Origin of the sequence: Sphingomonas sp. CBMAI 2297, from assembly GCF_029870595.1 — a bacterium.
In the GTDB taxonomy this organism is placed as follows: domain Bacteria; phylum Pseudomonadota; class Alphaproteobacteria; order Sphingomonadales; family Sphingomonadaceae; genus Sphingomonas.
On record NZ_JAPDIR010000003.1, the window covers coordinates 258,805 to 283,351 of the forward strand.

Here is a 24,547-nt window from a genome sequence, read left to right on the forward strand (position 1 = left end):
GATTCGCGATCAGGAGAGAGGACGCGGCCGGGTCTCGGACGCAACGCTGGGAGCGGTCGGGCTCGGCTCGGCCGAAGGCTGCTTCATGCCCGCGCCGGTCAGCGGCCTGGGGTTGCCCGGCTTCGGCGCGGCGCGGACGGCAATGCCCTGCTTGTCGGCGCAGATCTCGCCGACGAAGCTCTTGCCGCCATGCGCATGGGTGCCGCGGCCGCCGAACTTGTCATAGGCGAGCTGGCGGACGTTATGGAGCCCGGCCTTGCCCATGCCGCCCTGCGCATCGAGCGCCATCATCTGGTGCATGCACATCTTGCCCGGCTCGACGCACAGGTTGGTGACCATGTCGAACAGCCCGGCCTCGACTCCGGCGAAGCGGCGCACCGGCTCCTTCTCGCTCGGGCGCTCGAGCTTCAGATATTCGGCGCGGTCGAGCATGGCGCCGGCCTTCTTCGCCTCGGCCACCCAGGCATCGAAGCCGGTCTGGTCGGTGCTGTGCGCCTTGAAGCGCATCGAGGAGAAGCCGTGGCCGCTGTAATTCGCGGAGAAGCCCTGGAACGCGCCGGTCTTGTCGAACACGGCGTTCAGCGGGGTCTCCATGCCGGGCATCGCATAGATCTGGCCGGCGAGCGCGGGGATGTAGAAGGAGTTCATCACCGACGAGGCCGAGATCCGGAAGCGGATCGGGCGGCCGACCGGGGCGGCCATCTCGTTCACCGTGGCGATGCCCTGCTCGGGATAGATGAACAGCCACTTCCAGTCGAGCGCGACCACCTGCACCTCGAGCGGCTTGACGTTCGCGGCGATCGGCTTGCCCGGCGCGGTGCGCGAGAGCGGGCGATAGGGGTCAAGCAGGTGCGTGCTCACCCAGGTGATCGCGCCCAGGCAGATGATGATCAGCAGCGGCGCCGACCAGATCACCAGCTCGAGGCTGGTCGAGTGATCCCAGTCCGGCGCATAGGTCGCTTCCTTGTTCGACTCGCGATAGCGCCAGGCGAACAGCACGACCAGCGCCATCACCGGCACGATGATCAGCAGCATCAGCAGCGTCGAGACGATCACCAGGTCGCCCTGTTGACGGGCGACGTCGCCGGCGGGGTTGAGCACGACCATGTCGCATCCGCACAACAGCGCGAATGCCGGCAGGATCAGCAGCGCACGGAGGCGTGCGAGGAGCGGACGGGGGCTAGGCATGGCGGGCGCCTAGGCTGCTCATGTTGCACCGCACATAGGACATTTTGTCCAATCCCTGCGTTGTCTGCTATGGCGCAAGAGCGCCGCGCCGGGGGCACTCTAGCCTCCTCCACGGCGTTATGAAACGCGCTCGCGCGGCGCGTGTTGCAGGAAAGTTCGAACTCGATGAGCGGCGATACCGTCCCCACCCTTCCCGCCGAGCGCGACGCCCGTGCGCTGCATGCCGGCGGTCACCGCATCCATCCGGGCGAGATCGCCATCGGCGTGATCATCGGCCGCACGTCCGAGTTCTTCGATTTCTTCGTCTATGCCATCGCCTCGGTGCTGGTGTTCCCGAAGCTGATCTTCCCCTTTCTCGACCCGCTGCAGGGCACGCTCTGGTCGTTCGCGATCTTCGCCCTTGCCTTCGTCACGCGCCCGTTCGGCACGCTGATCTTCACCGCGGTCGACCGCGCCTATGGCCGCGGCGCCAAGCTGACCATCGCGCTGTTCCTGCTCGGCGGCTCCACCGCGTCGATCGCCTTCCTGCCCGGCTATGCCGATGTCGGCATCACCGCGGCGCTGCTGCTCGCGCTGTTCCGCATGGGCCAGGGCGTGGCGCTGGGCGGCACCTGGGACGGCCTCGCCTCGCTGCTCGCGATCAACGCCCCCCACGAAAAGCGCGGCTGGTATGCGATGATCCCGCAGCTGGGCGCGCCGCTCGGCCTGTTCGTAGCCAGCCTGCTCTTCGCCTTCTTCATCGCCGCCCTGCCGGCCGAAGACTTTCTCGGCTGGGGCTGGCGCTATCCCTTCTTCGTCGCCTTCGCGATCAACGTGGTGGCGCTGTTCGCCCGCCTGCGCATCGTGGTGACGCCCGAATATGCCCGCCTGTTCGAGGATCGCGAGCTGCAACCCGCGCCGATCGCCGAAACCGTGCGCGCCGACTGGCGGATCATCGTGATGGGCGCCTTCGCCCCGCTCGCCAGCTTCGCCATGTTCCACATGGTGACGGTGTTCCCGCTCTCCTGGGTGTTCCTCTACACCGAGAACAGCCCGGTCGACTTCCTGGTGATCGAAGCGGCCGCGGCCGTGGTCGGCACTCTCTCGATCATCCTCTCGGGCCGGCTCGCCGACCGGATCGGCCGCCGCACCCTGCTCGGCGTCTCGGCCGCGGCGATCGCGGCGTTCAGCGGCTTCGCACCGCAGCTGCTCGCCGCCGGCGAGGTGGGCGAGATCGTGTTCATGCTGTTCGGCTTCGCGCTGCTCGGCATCTCGTTCGGCCAGTCCTCGGGCGCGCTCTCGTCGATGTTCTCCAAGCCGCACCGCTATACCGGCTCGTCGCTCACTTCGGACCTGGCCTGGCTGTTCGGCGCCGCCTTCGCGCCGCTGGTGGCGCTGTGGCTGGGCAGCAGCTTCGGGCTGCTCGCCGCGGGTGCCTATCTGCTCTCGGGTGCGATCGGCACGCTGCTGGCGCTATGGCTGAACCGCGAGCTTGCCAAGACGATCGACTGATCCGGATGCGAGGCCGGCCGGTTCAATCGGCCGGCCATGCCTCGAGCGCGATCCAGTCATATTTCTGGCGCCGTAGCATCGGCACCCGGCAATAGCGGCACCGGCTCGTGAAACGGCCATTGCGCGCCGGGCGGACATTGCTTCGGTTGCGCTCGTGCTTTCCGGCAACGCAACGCGCGCGCCCTGCTATCCAGCGGAACATTTCTTCTCCTGTCTCCGGCGATCCCCGGGCCGCCGCACCCACGCGGATACCCGGGGATCGGGACCTCATTCGGCGGCTTCGCCGCAATCGGCAGACTGGAACGTGCCGACCTGCCGGTTCTTGAGGGTCATCGGCTGGCCGTTATGCTCGAAGCTGAGCACGGCATCGAGCGTGAAGCCGGCGGCGGTATAGCTGCCCTTGAACGACATCAGGCCCTTGGCCGGGCCCTTCGCCTCGAAATCGATCACCCCGCCCGAGGCCCGGTTACGGACCACCGTCCAGCCGGGCTGCACGTCCTTGGCCGCGACATAGCCGCCCTTCGCCAGCGTCTCCGCGGTGATGCAGCGCTCGCTCTCTTCCTCCGCATCGCCGGTCTGGACGATCTTGTAGAGGCCGGGGCGGAGCGACCCGCCAAAGCCCTGCAGGGCCGGCTGCGCCGCGCCGGCGACGGCGTTGGCACTGGCATTGGCGGCCGGTTCCTGGCCGCATCCGCCCAGCAGGGACGGCAGCAACAGCGAAAGGGTCGCGATCCGGCGCGCGGCGCGAACATACCCGACATGGTGCATCATCAGCAGCCGCTCCCCTCACTGGAGCCGTCCTGGCCAGTCGAGGCAGGCTGGCTGGCGGCGACGTCGATCGCAGTGCTCGCCGCGGTGCTGGCGAGATAGGCATCGCCTCCCACCCGTCCGGCGATACCGCCGATCAGGCCGGTATTGCGCGCGGCGCGCAGCACGCCGCCGAGCCCGAAGCCCTTCTTCTTCTTTTTCTTCGGCTTGCACTCCGGCGTCGCCTGGCCGGCATCGGCGGAAGCGGCCGGCGCCGTCTGCGGAACGTCCTGGAAGCCCGCCTGGGCGGGAATCGCGAGCAGGATGGCCGCACAGGATGCGGCCGCAACGATCTTTCTCATCACATGGTTCTCCTTGAGCAAGGCGGCCATGCGTCGAACCATCGGAACAAGGGGGGACGCGCAGAGCCGCGCCCGCGACCCGTGGCACCGGACCGGACCGGCACGAAGATTTCTGCGACCAATGCCGCCAGGATGCGACGAAGCCGGCCGGCGGAACGGTTCTTGTTTGCCTTGTCCGCCATGGGGTTTGGGATAGGCTGGCTCCCACCGGGCAAGCGATCGCCTCCGCAGCAAAGGAAGAACCGCGCGTGACAGCGTCTCCATCCAGGCCGCAGGGCGAGACGCGCCCTCGGCTCGGGCACAACCTGACCCATGGCCTGCTCGATCGGCTGGGGCACGCGATCGTCACCGGCCATTATGCGCACCGGCCCTTCCCCACCGAAGCGGAGCTCGCCAGGCAGCACGGCGTGAGCCGCTCCGTGACGCGCGAAGCGGTGAAGATGCTCACTGCCAAGGGGCTGCTGAGCGCCCGCCCGCGCCAGGGCACCATGGTAGAGCCGACTTCGTCCTGGAACCTGTTCGACACCGACGTGCTGCGCTGGCTGCTCGAACGGCGCTCCCCGGCGGACCTGCTCGCCCAGCTCGACCAGCTGCGCGTCGCGATCGAGCCCGAAGCCGCGGCGCTCGCCGCCCGCTTCGCCACCGACGCGGACATCGAGGCGATCGGCGGAGACCTCGCCAGCCTCGCCGCCGCCGGGAAAACGCCCGACGACCTGCTCAAGGCGGACATCGCCTTCCACACCGCTGTCCTGCGCGCTTCGGGCAATCCCTTCTATCTCCAGTTCCGCGCCATGGTCGGCACCGCGATCCGCGTCGCCGGCCGCCTGAACGGCGGCCCCGCCGGCATCGCGGACCATGGCCGGGCGCTCGCGGCGATCCGGGCGCGCGATCCCGAGGCCGCCCGCGCCGCGATGCGCGCGCTGATCGATGCGCGCGGAGGCGGGCCGGCCTGATCCCGGGCCGGCGCTTGCCTCTCCTGGTTGCAACAAACCGAAATCCCCGCGCGCGCCGGTGCTCCCAGAGCATCGCCGACACGATCTTCACGGGGGATTTCATGCAGGATTCGAAATCGTTCGGCGCACGCCGCCATCTGATGCGCGCCGCCATTCTGGGCACGGCGCTGACCCTGGCCGCACCGGCCCTCGCCCAGATGGGCCCCGGAGGCGGCGGCTTTCCAGGCGGTGGCGGCCCGGGCGGGCATGGCGGCCGCGGCGGTCCTCCCGGCGGCGGTCCGCGCGGCGAGCGCCCGCGCATGATCAAGCCGATCAAGCGCGACCAGCTCGACAAGGCAGTGACGGGCATGTTCCGTGCTGCCGACCGGAATGGCGACGGGCTGGTGACCTTCGAGGAGCTCAAGTCCGTCATCGAGGCGCGCCGCGACGCGCGCATCAAGGCCCGGTTCGAACGGATCGATACCAATCGTGACGGCGCGATCAGCGCCGCCGAGTTCTTCGCCTGGCAACACGACATGGGCTCGCTCGCATCGTCGGAGCACCAGCCGGTCGCCGAGATGGGCGGCCCCGTGTCCGAGAGCATCGCGCCCGAGCTGGACGACGATATGGAGGGCATGGCGCTCCGCCGGCTGATCGAGCCGCTGAGCGCGATGGTGATCGTCAACGCCAATACCAATTACGACAATGGCGTATCGCTCGACGAGCTGCTCGCCTATGAGCGCAAGCGCTTCGATGCCGCCGATGCCGACCATGACGGCGTGCTGAGCATGGAAGAGCTGCGCAGCCTGGAACCGCGCGATCGCGGACCCGGCGGACCAAGGGGCCCCGGCCCCGGCGGCCCGATGGGACGCCCTCCCCGCGAGGACTGAGCGGCACCATCGATCGCGCCACCCGCAGGGCCTCGTGCCCCAGGGGCGGCGCGCCGGCTTCCCGCTCTTCCGGACACCGAAGGCCAGGCGGCTGCCAGGGAGAGCTCCTTTCGCTTTCGTTATATTCACTCGGTAGAGAATTAGTGTTGCAAGCCCTCCGGCTTTGCGGCATCCTCGCCCGACCGTGCCGAAGAGCGCGGCTGGAGATGGATGTGGGAGGGACCCTGATGAGATACCGTCCGTTGCTGCTCGGCGCCTCGGCGCTGGCCATGGTCTGGAGCGGCGGCGCCGCGGCGCAGACCGCCACCACTGAAGCGCAGCACGCGCCCGACGCTTCGGGCGAAGAGAGCGAGATCGTCGTCACCGCGCAGCGCCGCAGCGAGAATCTGATGACCACCGCGGTCTCGGCCTCGGTGCTGTCGGGCACCCAGCTCGACAACAAGGGCGTCGCCAATGTCGACGCGCTGCAGTTCGCGATGCCGAGCATCGTCGTCAACAATTTCGGCCAGGGCAACGACTTCAACGTCCGCGGCATCGGCAAGGCCGAGCACAACACTCAGACCACCACCGGCGTGATCACCTATCGCGACGGGGTGCCGACCTTTCCGGGATATGTGCAGGGCGAGCCCTATTACGACATCGCCAACATCCAGGTCCTGCGCGGCCCGCAGGGCACGATCGTCGGCCAGAACGCCACCGGTGGCGCGGTGTTCGTCAACACCAACGATCCGATCATCGGCGGCGGCATTCATGGCTATTTCAACCTGAACTATGGCAACTACAACGAAGCCGGTGTCCAGGGCGCGGTGAACCTGCCGCTGAGCGACACCTTCGCCGCGCGCGTGGCGCTCTACGGCTCGCGCCGCGACAGCTTCTACAACATCACCGGCCCGAACGGCGGCCCCTATCCCTATGACAAGGGCAATGTCGGCATCATGGCCGCGCGGGTCAGCTTCCTGTGGAAGCCGAGCGACCGGCTGTCGGTGCTGTGGAAGACCGATCTCGGCCATCTCGACATGGGCGCCTATCCGGCATCCCCCTATTCCAACTATTTCAAGACCCTGCCCGGCACCACCACGCCGAACCCCAATCATCGCGACCTGTTCGACGTGTCGTTCAACGCACCGCAGGAGGCACGCGACGAGTTCGTCCGCTCCACCCTGAAGGCCGAATATGAGCTCGCCGGCGGCGTGAAGCTCCGCTCGGTCTCGAGCTATCAATGGGCCAACACCCGGTATCGCGCCGACCTAGACGGCACCGCGACGGGCATCAGCACCTTCTTCGACAGCGTCGACGAGCAGCAGGTCACCACCGAGCTCAACCTGATCTCGCCCGACAACCAGCGCGTCACCTGGCTGCTCGGCGCGTTCGGCCTGTGGAACGACTATTATTTCCGCAAGCCCTATCAGTTCATCGTCGACCTTGCCGCTCCGTTCAACCTGCCGACGGCGCAGTACAAGCTGCAGGGCACCAATCCGACGCGTTCGCTGGCGGCGTTCGGCCAGATCGGCTTCGCGATCACCCCCCGCCTGAAGATCGACGCGGGCATCCGCTACACCGCCAGCCGATCGACCAACCATGTCGACGTGCTCCAGTACGGCACCTATATCCGCCAGGACCAGACAGTGAAGTCCGACAATGTGTCATACAAGGTCTCGCTCGGCTGGAAGGCGAGCGACAGCCAGTATCTCTACGGCTTCGTCGCCACCGGCTTCCGCCCCGGCGGCCTGAACGTGCCGGTGGGCCTGGGCCTGCCCGCGCCGTTCAAGCCCGAGGAAGTGACGTCGTTCGAGGCCGGCTGGAAGGCCAATTGGGCAGGCGGCAAGATCCGCACGACGCTCACCGGCTTCTACAACGACTACAAGAACTTCCAGGTCATCATCGGCTATCCGGACTTCCCGACCTTCGGGATCGAGCTCAACGTGCCGGGCAAGACCAAGATCTACGGCTTCGAGGCGGAGACCCAGTTCCACTTCGGCAAGCTGCAGCTCGATGCCGGCATCAACGTGCTGCACAGCGAGCTGGGTACCTTCTACGCCGTCGACACGCGCAACCCGCCGGCGGGCACCCCCGCCGATCCGGTGCGGCCGTGCAGCCCGGCGGCGGGCCCGGCGGGCGGCAAGTGCATCGACCTGACCGGCCGGCGCCAGACCTATGCGCCCAACCTGACCTTCAACCTGGGGGCGCAATACGAGCTGGAGCTGAAGAGCGGCGACAAGATCACCCCGCGCGTCAATTTCGGCCATGTCGGCGATCAATGGGCGACGCTCTTCCAGAGCAGCGCGCGCGGCGACCATCTGGAGGCGCGCAACATCCTGAACGCGCAGCTGGCCTATCAGCACGACAGCTGGACGGCGACGCTCTATGCCACCAACCTGACCGATCAGCATTATCCGGCGGCGCTCAACTCCGGCCTCTATTTCGCCGGGCCGCCCCGCCAGTACGGCATCAAGCTGCTCAAGACCTTCTGATCTTCCTGCCGGCCGCCGGGGCTCCCTCTCCGGCGGCCATTCCTTCCCTCCGTGCGCCCCAAGGTTTCATGCAGCCCTACGGACTGACAGTAGACAAGTTCCTCGATCATGCCGCCAAGTGGTTCCAGGACTGCGAGGTGGTGGAGGCGGATGCGGGAGCGATTGTCCGGCGGAGCAGCTATGCGGCGCTCCGCGAGCGCAGCAACCGCCTGTCAGGCGCGTTGATCGCATTGGGGCTGGAGCCGGGCGACCGGGTGGGCACACTCGCCTGGAACACGATCCATCACTTCGAGATCTATTATGCGGCGATGGGCGTGGGCCTGGTGTGCCACACGCTCAACCCGCGGCTGACCGCGGCGCACCTCGCCGCGATGATCGACGAAGCCGGCAATCGCGTGCTGGCGGTGGCGGCCGACCTGCTGCCCCTGGCCCGCGAAGTGATCGCGCGGTGCCCGGCGATCGAGCATGTCGTCATCCTGGACGGGCCGGACGCGGATTCGGACGCCCTCGGGTCGCACCGGGCGCGCATCTGGGGGCTGGAGGCGTTGCTCGCGACACATGGCGAACCCGTCGCCTGGGGCACGTTCGACGAGAATGCGCCGGCGGGGCTCTGCTATACCAGCGGCACCACCGGCAGCCCCAAGGGCGTGGTCTATACCCATCGCTCCAACTATATTCACACGCTGCGGGCGCTCCAGGCCGATGCGGTGGCGATCACTGCGCGCGACACGCTGCTGCTCGGCGTGCCGATGTTCCATGCCAATGGCTGGGGCATGCCGTTCGCCGCGCCGGCCGCCGGCACCAAGCTGGTGCTGCCGGGGCGGACGCTCGACGGACCCAGCCTGGCCCGGCTGATCCGCGAGGAAGGCGTGACCGTGGCCGTCGGCGTCCAGACCGTCTGGCTGACGCTGGCCGATCAGGCCGAGGCGACCGGCGAGCGCTTCCCCACGCTGGAACGCGTGCTGATCGGCGGATCGAGCTGCCCGGACGCGCTGATCCGCCGGCTGGAGGCGAAGCTGGGTGCCGCCGTGCAGACGAGCTGGGGCATGACCGAGCTTTCGCCGATCGGCACGATGGCGCCGCGCGACCTGCCGGCGGACGCGCCGCGCGCATCGGGCCGGCCGGCCATGGGGATCGACCTGAAGCTCACCGATTCCGAAGGCAACGCGCTGGTGCCCCAGCGCGGCGTGCTGGGGCACCTGAAGGTTAAGGGCCATAGCGTGATCGAGCGCTATTTCCGCACCGAGGCGAGCGCCCTGGACGCCGAGGGCTATTTCGACACCGGCGACCTGGCGATGCTCGACGAGGCCGGCAACCTGACGATCTGCGGGCGCGCCAAGGACCTGATCAAGTCGGGCGGCGAGTGGATCAACCCGAACGAGATCGAAACGATCGTGGGCACGCATCCGGCCGTCCGGCACGTCGCGGTGATCGGCCGTACCGACGACAAATGGGGCGAGCGGCCGGTGCTGATCGTCGAGACCCAGGGCAGCGAGGGCGACCCGCGCGCGCTGCTCGCGCTGCTGCGGGGCAAGGTCGCCGACTGGTGGATTCCGGGCGAGGTGGCCGAGGTGGACGCGATGCCGCTCGCGGCTTCCGGGAAGATCGACAAGCAGCGGCTGCGCGATGACTATGCCGAGGGGCGGATCGCGGGGCGGAAGCTGGGGCGATAGGGACGAGTTTCCCGCCCACCGGCCCTTGTCGTCACCCAGCAGAACCGGGGATGACGATCATGGGAGGTGGAATGGCCCCAATGGGTGCGGGGCCCATTGGGATGCGGGACGGACTCAATCGCACCCCGCCGCCCTGGGCGGGAGCTTGGGCGAGGCCAGGCCGGCGTTCCAGTTCCACGCCACGCCCGCCGCACGGCGGCGGCAGACCACGGCCTCATATTGGTCGTACATCCCCGGCATCAGGCCGCTCTCCGCCCGGGGGGCATCGGTGATGTGGAGATAGGTTCGCGCCTTGCCAAAGGCCGGCCAGGCCGCGCCGGGCGTACCCGTCCTGGCGAAGCTGGTCCAATAGCCCAACATCGCATCCGAGAGCGGGCGGTCGCCCTCCGGCATCGCCGGCCATTTCGGCGGCAGCGGCGCCAGGTTGCCGAACACATAGGGCAGCTCGCTGGCATGAAAGGCGTGCAGCCCCGCCGCTTCCATCGCCGGATAGCCATGATCCCACAGATAGACCCAGGCAGACTGGCCGATCGCCGCCTGCTTGCGGGCGAGCCGCTCGGTCGTCCAGCCATAGAGCGCGTCGCGGCTCGTCGCCAGGATGCTCTCCTTATAGTCGGCGGCGGGGTAGAGCTTCAGAAAGGCATCGGCGAATTCGCCGTACTTCTCGCGGATCGCCTTCTCATAGTCCCCGGCCGTCGCCGGGGCCTTGGGCGCCAGCACCATCAGCGAGCGGATCTCGCCCTGGTTGAAGCCGGTCAGGATCGGCACCGGCGCCTGCTTGCCCTGGTCGAACGCGTCGACCATCTGGGTCGGCAGCACCAGCCCGTCGACCACGCCGAACGGGAAGAAGCCGAGCTTGGCGGCGCTGTCGGTGAGGGTCTGGGCGTCCATGCCGCGCAGCGCGGCGAGGTCCGGCGCCTGGACGCCGGCCGCCAGCATCGTGCCCACCGCCTCAGCCGAAGGCGCGCCATAGGCCTGCTTCTTCAGCTCGGGCATGGCGACCATATAGGCGCTCTGCGCGATCGCCTTGCTGAAAGTGCCGCGGGCGAGCGGAGACTCCATCAGGAACATCACGCTGAGGCCGCCGGCGGATTCGCCCGCGATCGTCACCTTGGCCGGATCGCCGCCGAACGCCGCGATATTGTGCTTCACCCAGGCGAGCGCCGCCATCTGGTCGAGCAGGCCGTAATTGCCCGACACTTTTTGCGGCGACTCGGCCGAGAGCGCCGGATGGGCGAGCCAGCCGAGCACCCCCAGGCGATAGTTGATCGAGACGACGATCACGCCCTGCTCGGCCATCTTCCTGCCGTCGTACATCGGCTCGCGGCTGGACCCGCCCGAAAGCGCGCCGCCATGGATCCAGAAGAAGACCGGGGCCTTTTTCGCATCGGCGGGCGCCCAGATGTTGAGCGTCAGGCAGTCCTCGCTCACCGGCAGCGGCGCGGCGGGGGAATAGACGCTGGTCGGCGTCCTGCTCTGCGACTGGACGCAGGCCGGGCCGAAATCCTTCGCGTCGCGCACGCCCTGCCAGGGCTGCATCGGCGCGGGCGGGCGCCAGCGCATGCCGCCGACCGGGGGCACGGCATAGGGAATGCCCTTGAACACGCGGATATCCCCCTCGCTCGTGCCGCGCACGCTGCCCGAGGGCGCGCCGACCACGGGCTCCTGGGCGAGCGCGGTGCCCGAGAGCAGCAGCGCGGCGGCAATGGCGGCGTGGCGGAACAGCTTCATGCGGGCACCTTTGCGGCTTGCTCGGCGCGCAGGATGCGGGCGAGCGTGAGGAAGAGCGCGATCGCGATCAGGTAGAAGGGGGAGAGCGTGTAGAGCGCGAGCTGCAGGCCATGCTCCCAGCCATGAGCTTTGAACCAGTCGCTGGCCGCGCCGACATAGGTGGGCCCGAGACCGAGGCCGATGAAGTTCATCACCAGCAGCAGCAGCGCGCCCGCGAGCACGCGCTGATCGGGCCGGACTTCCTCCTGCACCAGCGCGACCGAGGCGGAGAGGTAGAAATAGTTGAAGCAGTTGACGATGGTCAGCAGCAGCAGCGCGAGCGGCCAGCCCGGCGCCCAGACAAAGGCGATGTAGAAGGGCAGCGCCACGGCAAGCGAGAGGGCGGGGCCGAGCGCGTAGACGGTGCGCGAGCGGCGGCTCAGCCGGTCGATCACCCGGCCGGAGATGAGCATCGCCGCGCTCATGCCGATGCCGACGACCAGCGCGTACCAGACCGCAATCTCCGACAGGGTCATCCCCTTTTCGCGGATCAGGAACAGCACCGCGAAATTGCCCAGGCCATAAGTGACGAACTGGGTGGCGCCGCTGCCGAGCGCGGCGAGCATCAGCACCGGATGGGTGAAGAACATCCAGCAGGTGCCCCAGAAGGGCGCCTTGGCGGTGGCGGCAGGCTGCTCGGCCGCGGGCACCGGGTCGGTCGCGCCGCGCTTCGGCTCGCGCACGATGATGCGGACCAGGATCGCGGTGACCACGCCGACGATGCCGATCGCCACGAAGGCGTCGCGCCAGTCGAAGATCGCGGCGATCGTCGCGCCGAACGCGATGCCCAGCGCCGCGCCGATCGGCGGGCCCAGGTTGAAGATGCCGAAGGCGGTGCCGCGCTCACCCGGGCGGAACGTGTCGGTGATGATCGCATAGCTGGGCGGCACCCCGCCGGCCTCGCCGAAGCCCACGGTCATGCGGGCGACGACGAGCTGGGTGTAGCTGGTGGCGAGGCCGCAGGCGATCGTCGCCCCGCTCCAGATCGCGCAGGCGAGCGACAGGATCGTCACCCGGTTGGTGCGATCGGCCAGCCAGCCCACGGGGATCGCGATGAAGCAGTAGAACATCGCGAAATACAGCCCGCCGATCAGCCCGAGCTGGCCGTCGGTGACATGGAGCGAATCCTGGATCGGCTTGGCGAGGATCCCGAGGAGCTGCCGGTCGAGGAAATTCAGGACATAGACGAAGGTGAGCGTGACGAGCACGATCCAGCGGCGGGCGCCGCTTGCCTGGGTTTCCACGCTTCCTCTCTCCCTGACGGTTCTTCCGCCTTTGCCGTATCATGCGGGCAAGCGCGCGATGCTGTCAACACACACTATCACGCGTGTGAATATCTGCGCGGAGGCTTGACGCTAAGCCCTTAGACGGGAAGGAACACAGGCGTGACCGAAACCGCCAAACCCGTTCGCCGCTCCCGCAAGGCCGAGCAGCGCGCCGAGACGATGGAGCAGATCTACGACGCCGCCGAGGCGTTGTTCTCGCAGCACGGGCTGTACGGCGTCACGCTCAAGGACGTCGCCAAGCAGGTGGGCGTGCACCACACGCTGCTCAACTATTATTTCGCCGACAAGAAGGCGTTGTTCGATGCCGTCTTCGCCCGTCGCGCGGTGGTGACCAGCGAGCGGCGGATGCAGGCGCTCGACGCGTACGAGGCCGAATGCGGCGGCATGCCGACGGTGGAAGGCGCGCTGCGGGCGTTCCTCGATACCGATCTCGACACCTATATCCAGGGCGGCGAGGGCTGGAAAAACTATGCCAAGCTGGGCGCGCAGGTCGCCAACACCCCGGCCTGGGGCGCCGATCTGATGGACGCGCATTTCGACCCCGTCGTGCTGCGCCTGATCGGCCTGCTCAAACGGGCCCTGCCCGATTGCGCCGAAGCGGACATCTTCTGGGGCTATCACTTCGTCACCGGCGCGCTGATGCTCACGCTCGCGCGCACGGGCCGTATCGACAAGCTCTCCAACGGCCTCTGCCATTCGGACGACTTCGCCGCGGTGAAGGAGCGCATGGCTTCGTTCATGGCCGCCGGCTTCCTCGAGATATGCAGCCGGGGCAAATAGCGCCATATATTCGCTATCTTGCTAGTGAACCACCGCAGCGCTACCAAGCGCCCCGTCGATAGAGTCGAAGAACGGAGAGCGGGATGTCGCTGGCGGGTCGTGTAGCAATCGTGACGGGTTCGGGCGGGGGACTGGGGCGCGCGCACGCGCTGTACCTGGCGAGCAAGGGCGCCCGCATCCTCGTCAACGACCTGTCGCAGCCCGCGGCCGACGCGGTGGTTGCCGAGATCCGCGCGGCCGGGGGCGAGGCGATCGCCTTCGCCGCATCGGTGACCGACGAGGCCCGCATCGCCGCGCTGGTCGCCGAGACGCTGCACCGCTTCGGCCGCATCGACATATTGGTCAACAATGCCGGAATCCTGCGCGACAAGAGCTTCGCCAAGATGAGCATGGACGATTTCCGCCTGGTGGTGGACGTCCATCTGATCGGCGCGGCGATCTGCTGCAAGGCGGTGTGGGAGACGATGCGCGCGCAGAATTACGGGCGGATCGTGATGACCACTTCCTCCTCAGGCCTGTACGGCAATTTCGGCCAGGCGAATTACGGCGCCGCCAAGATGGCGCTGGTCGGCCTGATGCAGACGCTGGCGATCGAAGGCGAGAAATACGGGATCCGCGTCAACAGCCTGGCCCCCACCGCCGCGACCGGCATGACCGAGGGCGTGCTCTCCGCCGAAAGCCTGGAGATGCTGGCGCCCGAGCTGGTGAGCCCCGGCCTGCTCGCCCTGGTCGGCGAGGACGCCCCCAGCCGCGCGATCCTCTGCGCCGGCGCCGGCCATTTCGCCGCCGCGCACGTGACGCTGACCGACGGCATCCAGGTCGGCCGGAGCGACACCGCGGGCGAGCGGGTCGCCGCCGAATGGAGCGCGGTGGCGGACCGCACGGACGAGATCGTCCCCGCCTATGGCTTCACCCAGGCCGAGCGCGAAGTGGCGGCCGCCACCCGGCGCGCCCCGGTCGCCGCGACGGCGCGGTGAGCGACGGCCTCCGCCTCGGTCGCCGCGAACTGATCGCGGCCGCCGCGCTGGGGGCAGCCGGGGCCTCTCCCGCGGCGGCCACGCCCCTTGCCCGCCGCAAGCCCGCCCCGCCGGGCTTCCTGTGGGGCACGGCGATCTCCGCCTATCAGAGCGAAGGCAACAACACGAACGCCGACGCCTGGCTGATGGAGAATCTCCAGCCGAGCATGTTCAAGGAGCGCTCGGGCGACGCCTGCGACTCCTATCATCGCTATGCCGAGGATTTCGCGCTCGCGGCGAAGCTGGGCTTCAACAGCTACCGGCTCGGCATCGAATGGGCGCGGATCGAGCCGAGCCAGGGCTATTTCTCCAACGCCGAGCTCGATCATTATGCGCGGATGCTCGAGGCGTGCCGCGCGCACGGCCTGCGCCCGATCGTGACGCTCAACCATTTCACCACGCCGCTCTGGTTCGCGCAGCGCGGCGGCTTCGAAGTAGCGGACGCGCCGCAGCTGTTCGCGCGCTATTGCCGCAAGGTCGCCGAGCGGCTGGGCGGGCTGATGCACATGACGACGACCTTCAACGAGGCGAATATCCGCCTGCTGGTCGACATGATGCCGGGGATCGCCGCGTTCGTGCCGGTGGTGAAAGCGGCGATCGCCGCCGCGGCGCGGGCGACCGGCTCGCCGAAATTCTCGCGCCTGGCCTATGCCGATCCGGCGGTGGCGACGCCGATCATGCAGGCGGCGCACCGCCAGGCCTATGCCGCGATCAAGGAAGTCCGCCCCACCCTGCCCGTCGGCATCACCCTGACCACCCAGGACGTGCAGGCCGACACGCCGGAGCGCGCCGCCTATTATCGCGACAAGCTCTATGGCGAATGGGTGCAGGTAGCGCGCGAGGCGGCCGATTTCTTCGGCGTCCAGACCTATACTCGCTTCGTGTTCGATGCGAACGGCATGGTCGCTCCGCCCAGGGACGCGGAAATGACGATGGCGGGGTATGAATTCTATCCCCAGGCGCTGGCCAACACGATCCGCTGGGCGCATCGCGAGATCGGCAAGCCGATCTATGTGACCGAGAGTGGCATCGCGGCGAAGGACGATGCCCGCCGCATCGCCTTTATCGACCAGGCGCTGGACGGCGTGCGCGCCTGCCTGGACGAGGGCATTCCGGTGCACAGCTATCTCTACTGGTCGCTGCTCGACAATTTCGAATGGACCTCGGGCTATGGCGTGCCGTTCGGGCTGGTCGCGGTGGACCGCGAGACGCTGAAGCGCACTCCCCGCCCGAGCGCGCTGCACCTGGGCGCGATCGCGCGGGCGAACCGGATTTAGGTGGAGCCCACATTCTCCCTTCGTCACCCCGGCCTTGAGCCGGGGTCCCGCTGCCTTATGGTCGGAAGAAGAAGCGGGATCCCGGCTCAAGGCCGGGATGGCGGGCAGGTAGGACTATCGCGGCCTTTCGCGCCGAATGTCGACCAACCTCAATCGATTCTCGCCGCGAAATCGAGCAAGAGCCTGACTTCCTTACTATCGATCGTTCCAGCAAGGCCATTAAAGGAATAATCCACGGCGTTGGAGCCGAGATCCTCCCTTGGGAACTCCAATATCGCGGCGTTCCCAGTGGAGCTTCCGGGAAGGAAGACGACGATACGCGGCACGAAATTATCTTTCTCCCGCTCGGTCGCGCGCTTCGAAGGGTTGCAGATCTGGCGCGCGAACCGTTCCCAGAGCGGAGAGCCGCGGGTTACCCTGAAACCCTCTCCGCTTTTGACGATCTCGTCCGGACCCGGCTGAATCCGGAAAACCACGCCGGGCCTTATCACGCGTATCTCGATGAAATCCGACGGACGCTGCGTCCGGCAGAGCGCCGGTGTCTCGATGGATTGCGCAAGGCCGGCGGAGCCGCTGGTTTGTCCCCCTAGGGCAAACATGGCGGCTAGCAGTTCGAATATCATGCGCATGACGGCCGCCCTCCCGCCGCTGCCCGAGTGGTGGTCGAAGACGCCGTTACATAAGGTGTCCCGACATTATGTCCGTTTGCCGGACGAGCCGCCTCCGCGTTGTTGTTATAGTAAGCGTTGAGTTCGGCAGCGACGGCGCGTTCTACTTCCATCGCATGGGCGTAGCTGTCGGCGTCCGATCGATTCCAATATTCCGCATGTGCGAATTCATGCGCAAGGGCCACCATCGCCGATTGACGAACCACCTTCCCCTCGGCGTCGGTGAACTCGAGTCCCGAGAACGGATCCCAGTTGATATTCGTGAGGCGGACCTGAGTATTGTCGACGCCATTGTTCACCAGGGAAATGGTCCATTGATAGGAGCCATTGAGCACGCGATCCATGACAGCAGCTGCTGTGGGAGAAGCAGTACGAAGGGCCTCGAGGGCGCTGCTGAAAGCCGCTTCCTCCTTCGCGCAATCCACGTCCTTCAGAATGACGTTCGGCGTCCCCGCTGGCGGTGGCGTGCTTTGCTCGCCACCACCGCCGCCACCGGGATTGCCACCGGCGGAGACCCACCGCCAGGTGCCGTTGCCACCGGGTGGGTAGTCTCCAAAATAGCTTGCCGGGGCGAACCAAGCCCAATGGCCGCCATTGGACGTGTTGTTGGGGTTTCCACCGCCACCGCTATTGCCGGCACCATACCAGGAACCGTCGTAATTGTCGTTGCCATTAAGCTGGGCGTCATCGGTAGTACCTGTTCCTCCGGCGACCAGATCCAATTCATATTCCGTAAGCAGTCGCATGCCTGCACGCCCCCATTATAGATGCCGCCCGGCCCGATACTGTTCGTATATTACGTCAGAAATACGCGCAGCGCCGGTCACGGCCGGCCCATGCCAGGATCGCCCGCGGAAGGGGCCGGCGCTCACCCCTCGGCGAGCGCCGGCTCCTCGTCGACGATGTTGCCCGATTGCCGGTCGAACAGCCGGCGATAGCGGCCGTCCGGATCGGCCAGCAGCGCGGCATGGTCGCCATCCTCGACGATGCGGCCCTGGTCGAACACCAGGATCCGGTCGAGCGTGCGCACCGTCGAGAGCCGGTGGGCGATGACGATCGCCGTGCGGCCCTTCATCAACCGGTCCATCGCCTGCTGGATCAGCGCCTCGCTCTCGGAATCGAGGCTCGAGGTCGCCTCGTCCAGGATCAGGATCGGGGCATCGGCCAGGAAGGCGCGGGCCAGCGCCACGCGCTGGCGCTCGCCACCCGACAGCTTGACGCCGCGCTCGCCCACCGGCGTCGCATAGCCGCGCGGCAGCTTGACGATGAAGTCGTGCGCATTGGCCAGCCGCGCCGCCGCCTCGACCTCCGCCTGGCTCGCGCCGGGGCGGGCATAGGCGATGTTGTCGGCCAGGCTGCGGTGGAACAGGATCGGCTCCTGCTGCACGATCGCGATCTGGGCGCGCAACGACTGCTGGGTCGCGTGCGACACGTCCTGTCCGTCGATCGTCACCCGGCCCTGGTTCACGTCGTAGAGGCGCTGGATCAGCTTGACGAAGGTCGTCTTGCCCGACCCCGAATGGCCGACCAGGCCGACGCGCTCGCCGCCGCGGATAGTGAGGTCAAGATGCTCGTAGAGCGGCGTCTCGTGCCCGCCATAGCGGAAGGTGACGTCATCGAAGCGCACTTCGCCCGCGGTGATGCGGATCGGCGCGGCATCCGCCCGGTCCTCGATCCCCAGCGGCTGCTCGTCGAGGTCGACCAGCTCCTCCATCTCGTTCACCGAGCGCTGCAGGTGATGGATGTGGAAGCCGATGTCGAACAGATAGCTGTGCACGACGAAATAGCTGGCCAGCACGAAGGTGACGTCGCCCGGAGTCGCCGCCCCGCGCCACCACAGCCATAGCGCGGTGCCGGTGATCGCCGCGCGGATCGCCCACAGCACCGCGATCTGCGCGCTGCCCGACCAGGTGTAGCGCAGCCAGGTGCGCCGCGTGCGCTTCGCCCATTTGGCCAGCAGCGCGCCCACACGGCCTTCCTCACGCTCCTCCGCGCCGAACGCCTTGACCACGGCGTTCGAGCCGATCGCGTCGGAGAGCAGGCCGCCCAGCTTCGTGTCCCAGGCGTTGGAGAGAGTCGCGGCGGGCGAGGCCCAGCGGGTCGCCAGCACCATCGTCATCGCGACATAGGCGATCGCGCCGATCGCCATCACCACGCCCAGCACCGGCCAGTGCCAGCCGAGCAGCAGCATCGTGCCAAGCAGTACGGCGAGCGACGGCAGCAGCTGGAGCAGCAGCACGTCGTTCAGCGTGTCGAACGCCCACATGCCGCGCGTGATCTTGCGCACGGTGGAGCCGGCGAAGCTGTTGGCGTGCCAGTCGGTCGAGAAGCGCTGGACGCGGTGGAAGCCGTCCTGCGTCACGTCGCGCATCATGCGCAGCGTGAAGGGGATGATGCCCGCCCAGGCGATGTGGCGGAGCACCACCATGGCGAGGCCGAGCGCCGCCATCGCCGCGAACAGCGCCAGCGCGTCATTGCGTAGATCGGCCGCCAGCGCGTCGATCAGCCGGCCCGCGAACATCGGGACGAAGATCTCCGTCACCGTCGCGGCGGTGATGAAGCAGGCGATATAGGTCGCGCGGCCCCGCTGCCGCGCCCAATGGCGGAAGGTGAAGCGCAGGACGCGGCGGATCGAATCCGGACGGTCGGTGTCGTGGGTCATGTCGTGAACCGGCGCCGAAGCGCCGTCTCCAATGCGATATCGATAGGGGTGATGCGGGAGGAACCCGGATCAGGGAGGCTTCAGGACCTAGTGGTGGAAGCGCCCGATGGTGCGGAACGCACCCGGAAGGCGTGTGGTAACATCTGTCATTTACGCCCTCCCTTCTTCGCAGTGGAACGAGCGCGAGATGTAGCGACATCGCGTGTGGCTGGCAAGCCGTTGGCACTCGCCGCTATAGCTGCGACAAGGGCTCGACCGAACCCGAAGGGAGCCACGGCGATGGAATGCCGCCACGTGATGACCGTCAACCAGGTCACGCCCAGCGCGCGCGGCTGCGAGGAGTGCCTGGCGATCGGCAGCGCCTGGGTGCATCTGCGCCTGTGCCGGGCCTGCGGCCATGTCGGCTGCTGCGACCAGAGCCCGCATCGCCACGCCGCCGCGCATTTCCATGCGACACGCCACCCGATCATCGAAGGCTATGACCCTCCGGAAGGCTGGGGCTGGTGCTATGTCGACGAACTGGTGGTTGAACTGCCCGACCAGACACCCCAGCTGGGCCCCATTCCGCGCTACGTCTGATTTCCCCCGGAGCATCCATGACCACCCCCCTGCCCCAGGCCACCGGCGCCGCGCCGGACCGGCTAGGCCGTCCGCTGATCTTCGCCATGGCCGCCGCCACCGGGATCGCGGTCGCCAACATCTATTATTGCCAGCCGATGCTGGGGGTGATGCAGCGCGACCTGCCCGGCGCGCTGACCGTGCTGGTGCCCACCGCCACCCAGATCGGCTATGCGCTGGGCCTGTTCCTGCTGGTGCCGCTGGGCGATCTGGTCGAGCGCAAGCGGCTGATCGCGATCCAGTTCGTCGTGCTGGCAGGCGCGCTGATGCTGGCCGCGATCGCGCCCAGCGCCGCGCTGGTGATCGCCGCCTCGATCGCGGTGGGGTTCGCCGCCACCGTGGCGCAGCAGATCGTGCCGCTGGCCGCCCATCTGGCCGCGCCCGAACGGCGCGGCGCGGTGGTGGGAACGGTGATGGCCGGGCTGCTCTGCGGCATCCTGCTAAGCCGCACGCTTGCCGGCTTCGTCGCGGCGCATGCCGGCTGGCGGGAGATGTTCTGGCTGGGCGTGCCGCTGGCGCTCGCCGCGGGCGGCGTCATGGCGCTGACCCTGCCGCACAGCGCGCCGGATTCGGACCTGCGCTACCATCAATTGCTCCGCTCGCTCGGCGGCTTGTGGCGCGAATTCGCCGCGTTGCGCCGGGCGGCGATCACCCAGGGCCTGCTCTTCGCTGCATTCAGCGGCTTCTGGACGATCCTGGCACTGCGCCTGCAGCAGCCGGACTTCGGGCTGGGGGCCGAAGTGGCCGGCCTGTTCGGCGTGGTCGGCGCGGCGGGCGTGCTCGCCGCCCCGATCGCCGGGCGGATCGCGGACCGGCGGGGACCGCGCCCGGTGATCCTGCTCGGCGCGGCGGCAGTGCTCGCCGGCTGGGCGTTCAACGGGCTCTGGCCCACGATCCCCGGCATGGTGATCGGCGTGCTCCTGCTCGATTTCGGCGTGCAGGGCGCGCTCGTCTCGCATCAGCACATCGTCTATGCGCTGCGGCCCGAGGCGCGGGCGCGGCTCAACACCATCTTCATGGGCGCGATGTTCATCGGCGGCGCCACCGGTTCCGGCGCGGCGACCTGGGCCTGGGCGCTGGGCGGCTGGAACGCGGTATCGCTGCTCGGCGCGGGGTTCGCGGCGGTGGCGGTGGCGATCCAGTTCGCGGGGAAGCGGGGCTAGGCCTCGCGCACCCGCAGCGTCGCCAGCGCCGCCAGCAGCATCACCACCGCCGCGATCGCCATCGTCCAGATCGGCTGCCCCGGGAAGAGGTGGCGCATCACCGTGCCGATCAGCGTGGCGACGAGCAGCTGGGGGATGACGATGAAGATGTTGAACAGGCCCATGTACACGCCGAGCTTGGCCTGGGGCAGCGCCGAGGCGAGGATCGCATAGGGCATGGCGAGGATCGAGGCCCAGGCGATGCCGATCCCGATCTCGGCGACGAGCAGCGCATGGGCGTCGCGCAGCACCAGGAAGCCGGCATAGCCGAGCGCGCCAAGCGCCAGCGCGATCGCATGGGCGCGCACCTTGCCGACCCGGGCGGCGAGCGGGCGGAGCAGGAACAGCGCGGCGAGCGTGGCGACGGCATTCTGCGCGGCGAGCAGGATGCCGACCCAATTGCCCGCCTCGTTATACAGGGCGCCGGTGGTATCCGGCGCGTGGAAGACATACTGCGCCACCACGGGCGTGGTGTAGACCCACATGATGAACAATGCGGACCAGCTGAAGAACTGGACGAGCGCGAGCCGCTTCATCATCGGCGGCATGCCGGAGAAATCGCCCATCAGATCGCCCAGGATGCCCGCCTTCGTCACCGCCGTGACCATCCGGGCGAGGCCGAAGGCGGCGAGCAGGCCGGCGAGCAGGTAGAGCTCCTTCTCCAGCCTCAGGACGAAGACGAGCGCGCCGAGCGCCGCGCCGCCGACCAGCCACGGGATGCCCGCGCCGATCGTGGCCGGCGGCGCCGGACGCGGCGCTTCGGCGCGCGGGCCGTCGAACGCCGCCATTTCTTCCGGTGAATATTCGCGGGTGGTGAGGACGGTCCACAGCACCGCGAGCAGCAGCGCCGCGCCGCCGAGATAGAAGCTCCAGCGCACCGTATCGGGCAGGCCGCCAGCCGCCGCGACGTTCGACACGCCGAGATGATCGAGCAGCCAGGGCGTCGCCGATCCGATCACCGCGCCGGCGCCGATAAAGGCGGTCTGGACCGCATAGCCGGCGGTGTGCTGCGTCTTGTCGAGCATGTCGCCGACGAACGCGCGGAACGGCTCCATCGCGACGTTGAGCGAGGCGTCGAGCACCCAGAGCAGCAGCGCGGCGACCAGCAGCACCGGCGCGTTGGGCATGGCGAACAGCGCCAGCGTCGCCAGCACCGCGCCGGCCAGGAAATAGGGCCGCCGGCGGCCGAACCGGCCCCAGGTCCGGTCCGAATAATGGCCGATGACCGGCTGGACGAGCAGTCCGGTGAGCGGGGCGGCGACCCACAGCAGCGGGAGATTGTCGATGCTCTCGCCCAGCGACTGGAAGACGCGGCTCATGTTCGCGTTCTGCAGCGCGAAGCCGATCTGGATGCCCAGGAAACCGAAGCTGATGTTCCACAGCCCCGCGAACCCCTGGCGCGGCCGCCCCCCGGCCGAGCTCATCGCCGCCGCGCCTTCTTGCCCGGCGCGACGAAGCGGATCGCCTCGCCGCCGCCCGGCGCCAGCGCGATTGCCAGCGTGTCGCCCTGCTTCACCGGCCTGCTCTCGATCGTGATCGCATGGCGGGCATCGGTGCGGTAGTCGGCGCCGGGACCGTCGCGATAGATCTCGGCGACATAGGTCTTGCCGGCATCGAGGAAGTCGAGCGTCACCACCGAGCTGCGCGCCTGCTCGTCGCCCACCGCGCCCAGATACCAGTCGTCGCTGCCCCTGGCCTTGCGGACGATCGTCGCATAGTCGCCGACCTCGCCGTTGAGCACGCGCGTATCGCTCCAGTCGGTCGGCACGTCGCGGATGAACTTCATCTCGCGCGGGTATTTCGCATAGTTCTCCGGCGTGTCGGCCGCCATCACCACCGGCGAATAGAGCACCACGTAGAGCGCGAGCTGCTTGGCGACGGTCGACTGGATCGCCGAGCCGTTCGAGCCGCTCAGGCTCAGCACGCCGGGCGTGAAGTCCATCGGCCCGCCGAGCAGCTGGGTGAAGACCATGTTCGCTTCGTGCTCGGGCGGGTTCTTGCCACCCTCCCAGGCGTTGTATTCCATGCCGCGCCCGCCCTCGCGCGCCACCCAGTTCGGCCAGGTGCGGCGCAGGCCGGTGTCCTTCACCGGCTCATGGCTGTCGATCGAGACATGGTATCTGGCCGCCGTCTCCACCACGCGCAGATGGTGGTTCACCATCCACTGGCCCTCATGCCATTCGCGGTGCTGCGTGCCGTCGGGATCGACCCGCTCGATCTGCGCCGCGTCGGTCACATAGCCGGTCTTCACCACCGGGATGCCGTGGTCCCGGGCATAGCTGAACGCGCGGTCGAGCTGGCTGTCATAATGGCTGGCCGAGCCGCCGGTCTCGTTGTGACCGATCAGATAGACGCCCTTGGCCTTGGCGTAGCGCGCCAGCTCGGCGGCATCGAAATCCTCGGTCGGCCGGTCGAACTGCATCTCGTTGCCATTGCCGAACCAGTTGCCGTCCCAGCCGATGTTCCAGCCCTCGACGAGCACGCCGGGGATGCCGTTCGCCGCGGCGAAGTCGATATATTGCTTCACATGCGCGGTGGTGGCGCCGTGCTTGGGGCCGCGCGACCAGGTCCATTCGCCCTTGATCATGTTCCACCACACGCCGACGAACTTGCCCGGCCTGATCCAGGAGACATCGCCCAGCTTGTTCGGCGCGTTGAGGTTCAGGCCGATGCGGCTGGCGGCATAGAGGCCGGCCGCGTCGTCAGCGATGGCGATGGTGCGCCACGGCGTCGAGAAGCCCGCATCGCGCGACACCTTCGCCGCGCCGGCGCCCGGCGTGAGCGAGGCCTTGAAGGTATTCCCCTCGGCGCGCGCCAGGTTCATCGCCGAATAATCGACCAGCGCCGCCTCGTGCAGCGCGACATGGGTGCCGCCGGCCAGCTTGACCGTCATCACCGTCTGCGCGGTGCCGACCGTGTCGAGCGGGGTCTTGTTGTAGAGATATTCCTCGCGGTTCCACAGATAGGCCGGCTTCCACCAGGCCGTGCCCGGCTCGGCAAAGGCGAACTCGGTCAACTCGTCGGCGATGTTGGCATGCTTGAGGTTGGGCTGGGCGGGCAGCGTGTAGCGGAAGCCGACGCCATCGTCGAAGATGCGGAAGGTCACGTCCATCTCGCGCGCGAAATCAGCCCTCTCGCGCAGCCGCACGGTCATCTCATTATGGTTGTCGCGGATCGTGGTCCATTCGCCGAAAGGCTGGGTCCAGCTGGTGTCCGCCTTGTTGCGCTTCACTTCGACCAGCGCCATGTTGCGGTCGAGCTTCGGCGCGTCGGTGAACAGGAAGCCCAGCCGGCTGTCGGTGAGCAGCGGCTTGCCGGCGCGCTGCACCGCATAGCTGGCCCGGCCATCGCCATCGATGCTGACGGTCACGGTGATCCTGCCGTCGGGCGAGGCGCCGCGGGCGACGACATTGCCGTCCCGCTTCTGCGACAGATCGTCCTGCGCCAGCGCGGGCGCCGTGAAGGTGAAGGCGGCAAACGCCAGCGCGAGGGGGGCGAGCTTCATGGTTTCTCC

Annotated in this window: 21 protein-coding genes; 10 read left to right on the forward strand and 11 right to left on the reverse strand. The window is 68.1% G+C overall.

From position 1 onward, the window contains the following. Positions 1-9: 9 nt before the first annotated feature. Complete coding sequence (gene cyoA, locus OMP43_RS06255; RefSeq protein WP_280278869.1) at positions 10-1,188, reverse strand: ubiquinol oxidase subunit II; 1,179 nt, start codon at positions 1,186-1,188, stop codon at positions 10-12. Positions 1,189-1,353: 165 nt separating this feature from the next. Between cyoA and OMP43_RS06260 the strand changes: the two genes are divergently transcribed. Then, entirely contained in the window at positions 1,354-2,679 is a 1,326-nt protein-coding gene (locus OMP43_RS06260) for an MFS transporter (protein ID WP_280278870.1), read from the forward strand. A 22-nt stretch (positions 2,680-2,701) separates the two neighbouring features. Here the strand turns inward: OMP43_RS06260 and OMP43_RS06265 are convergent, their stop codons facing one another. From OMP43_RS06265 to OMP43_RS06275, 3 genes are all read right to left on the reverse strand, one after another. Then, positions 2,702-2,881 carry a hypothetical protein gene (locus OMP43_RS06265; protein WP_280278871.1) on the reverse strand — a complete coding sequence of 60 codons (180 nt, stop codon included), beginning with the start codon at positions 2,879-2,881 and terminating at the stop codon, positions 2,702-2,704. 65 nt (positions 2,882-2,946) lie between these two features. Further along, positions 2,947-3,450, reverse strand: coding sequence for a DUF3617 family protein (locus tag OMP43_RS06270; RefSeq protein WP_280278872.1), 504 nt, complete (start codon positions 3,448-3,450; stop codon positions 2,947-2,949). Then, on the reverse strand, positions 3,450-3,818 hold the full coding sequence (locus tag OMP43_RS06275) for a hypothetical protein (protein WP_280278873.1): 369 nt from the start codon (positions 3,816-3,818) through the stop codon (positions 3,450-3,452). Before OMP43_RS06275 ends, OMP43_RS06270 begins: the two co-directional genes overlap by 1 nt. Before the next feature lie 218 nt (positions 3,819-4,036). Here OMP43_RS06275 and OMP43_RS06280 point away from each other — a divergent pair, with 218 nt between their 5' ends. The 4 genes from OMP43_RS06280 to OMP43_RS06295 all read left to right on the forward strand — a co-directional run bounded on the left by OMP43_RS06280 (position 4,037) and on the right by OMP43_RS06295 (position 9,754). Next, a complete protein-coding gene (locus tag OMP43_RS06280) occupies positions 4,037-4,741 on the forward strand; it encodes a FadR/GntR family transcriptional regulator (protein ID WP_280278874.1) in 705 nt (234 codons plus the stop codon). A 101-nt stretch (positions 4,742-4,842) separates the two neighbouring features. Then, complete coding sequence (locus tag OMP43_RS06285; RefSeq protein ID WP_280278875.1) at positions 4,843-5,610, forward strand: EF-hand domain-containing protein; 768 nt, start codon at positions 4,843-4,845, stop codon at positions 5,608-5,610. Positions 5,611-5,837: 227 nt separating this feature from the next. Next, positions 5,838-8,081 carry a TonB-dependent receptor gene (locus OMP43_RS06290; protein ID WP_280278876.1) on the forward strand — a complete coding sequence of 748 codons (2,244 nt, stop codon included), beginning with the start codon at positions 5,838-5,840 and terminating at the stop codon, positions 8,079-8,081. Between the two features lie 68 nt (positions 8,082-8,149). Next, positions 8,150-9,754 (forward strand): AMP-binding protein, encoded by a 1,605-nt coding sequence (locus tag OMP43_RS06295; RefSeq protein WP_280278877.1) that lies wholly within the window; start codon positions 8,150-8,152, stop codon positions 9,752-9,754. 114 nt (positions 9,755-9,868) lie between these two features. Here OMP43_RS06295 and OMP43_RS06300 read toward each other — a convergent pair whose 3' ends face one another. Both OMP43_RS06300 and OMP43_RS06305 read right to left on the reverse strand, forming a co-directional pair. Further along, a complete protein-coding gene (locus OMP43_RS06300; RefSeq protein WP_280278878.1) occupies positions 9,869-11,485 on the reverse strand; it encodes a carboxylesterase family protein in 1,617 nt (538 codons plus the stop codon). Continuing rightward, positions 11,482-12,768 carry an MFS transporter gene (locus tag OMP43_RS06305; protein ID WP_280278879.1) on the reverse strand — a complete coding sequence of 429 codons (1,287 nt, stop codon included), beginning with the start codon at positions 12,766-12,768 and terminating at the stop codon, positions 11,482-11,484. Before OMP43_RS06305 ends, OMP43_RS06300 begins: the two co-directional genes overlap by 4 nt. Positions 12,769-12,909: 141 nt before the next feature. Between OMP43_RS06305 and OMP43_RS06310 the strand changes: the two genes are divergently transcribed. The 3 genes from OMP43_RS06310 to OMP43_RS06320 all read left to right on the forward strand — a co-directional run bounded on the left by OMP43_RS06310 (position 12,910) and on the right by OMP43_RS06320 (position 15,883). Next, complete coding sequence (locus OMP43_RS06310) at positions 12,910-13,590, forward strand: TetR/AcrR family transcriptional regulator (RefSeq protein ID WP_280278880.1); 681 nt, start codon at positions 12,910-12,912, stop codon at positions 13,588-13,590. Positions 13,591-13,673: 83 nt separating this feature from the next. Next, positions 13,674-14,567, forward strand: coding sequence for an SDR family NAD(P)-dependent oxidoreductase (locus OMP43_RS06315; RefSeq protein ID WP_280278881.1), 894 nt, complete (start codon positions 13,674-13,676; stop codon positions 14,565-14,567). Beyond that, positions 14,564-15,883, forward strand: coding sequence for a family 1 glycosylhydrolase (locus tag OMP43_RS06320; RefSeq protein ID WP_280278882.1), 1,320 nt, complete (start codon positions 14,564-14,566; stop codon positions 15,881-15,883). Before OMP43_RS06315 ends, OMP43_RS06320 begins: the two co-directional genes overlap by 4 nt. A gap of 149 nt (positions 15,884-16,032) precedes the next feature. On the opposite strand, the gene OMP43_RS06325 is transcribed toward OMP43_RS06320, so the two are convergent. The 3 genes from OMP43_RS06325 to OMP43_RS06335 form a co-directional block, all read right to left on the reverse strand. Continuing rightward, positions 16,033-16,512: a hypothetical protein gene (locus OMP43_RS06325; RefSeq protein WP_280278883.1), complete on the reverse strand. Its 480-nt coding sequence runs from the start codon at positions 16,510-16,512 to the stop codon at positions 16,033-16,035. Then, entirely contained in the window at positions 16,503-17,297 is a 795-nt protein-coding gene (locus tag OMP43_RS06330) for a hypothetical protein (RefSeq protein ID WP_280278884.1), read from the reverse strand. The genes OMP43_RS06325 and OMP43_RS06330 overlap by 10 nt, the downstream gene beginning before the upstream one ends. Before the next feature lie 122 nt (positions 17,298-17,419). Further along, positions 17,420-19,213 carry an ABC transporter ATP-binding protein gene (locus OMP43_RS06335; RefSeq protein ID WP_280278885.1) on the reverse strand — a complete coding sequence of 598 codons (1,794 nt, stop codon included), beginning with the start codon at positions 19,211-19,213 and terminating at the stop codon, positions 17,420-17,422. 279 nt (positions 19,214-19,492) lie between these two features. On the opposite strand from OMP43_RS06335, the gene OMP43_RS06340 reads away from it, so the two are divergent. Together OMP43_RS06340 and OMP43_RS06345 are read left to right on the forward strand one after the other, a co-directional pair. Continuing rightward, positions 19,493-19,792 carry a UBP-type zinc finger domain-containing protein gene (locus OMP43_RS06340; protein WP_280278886.1) on the forward strand — a complete coding sequence of 100 codons (300 nt, stop codon included), beginning with the start codon at positions 19,493-19,495 and terminating at the stop codon, positions 19,790-19,792. 17 nt (positions 19,793-19,809) lie between these two features. Continuing rightward, positions 19,810-20,994, forward strand: a complete 1,185-nt coding sequence (locus OMP43_RS06345) for an MFS transporter (RefSeq protein ID WP_280278887.1) — start codon at positions 19,810-19,812, stop codon at positions 20,992-20,994. Here OMP43_RS06345 and OMP43_RS06350 read toward each other — a convergent pair. After that, on the reverse strand, positions 20,991-22,457 hold the full coding sequence (locus OMP43_RS06350; RefSeq protein ID WP_280278888.1) for an MFS transporter: 1,467 nt from the start codon (positions 22,455-22,457) through the stop codon (positions 20,991-20,993). The genes OMP43_RS06345 and OMP43_RS06350 overlap by 4 nt on opposite strands. Further along, the gene (locus OMP43_RS06355; protein WP_280278889.1) at positions 22,454-24,538 is read right to left on the reverse strand and encodes a glycoside hydrolase family 97 protein; all 2,085 of its coding nucleotides are present in this window, start codon (positions 24,536-24,538) and stop codon (positions 22,454-22,456) included. The genes OMP43_RS06350 and OMP43_RS06355 overlap by 4 nt, the downstream gene beginning before the upstream one ends. Positions 24,539-24,547: the final 9 nt, after the last annotated feature.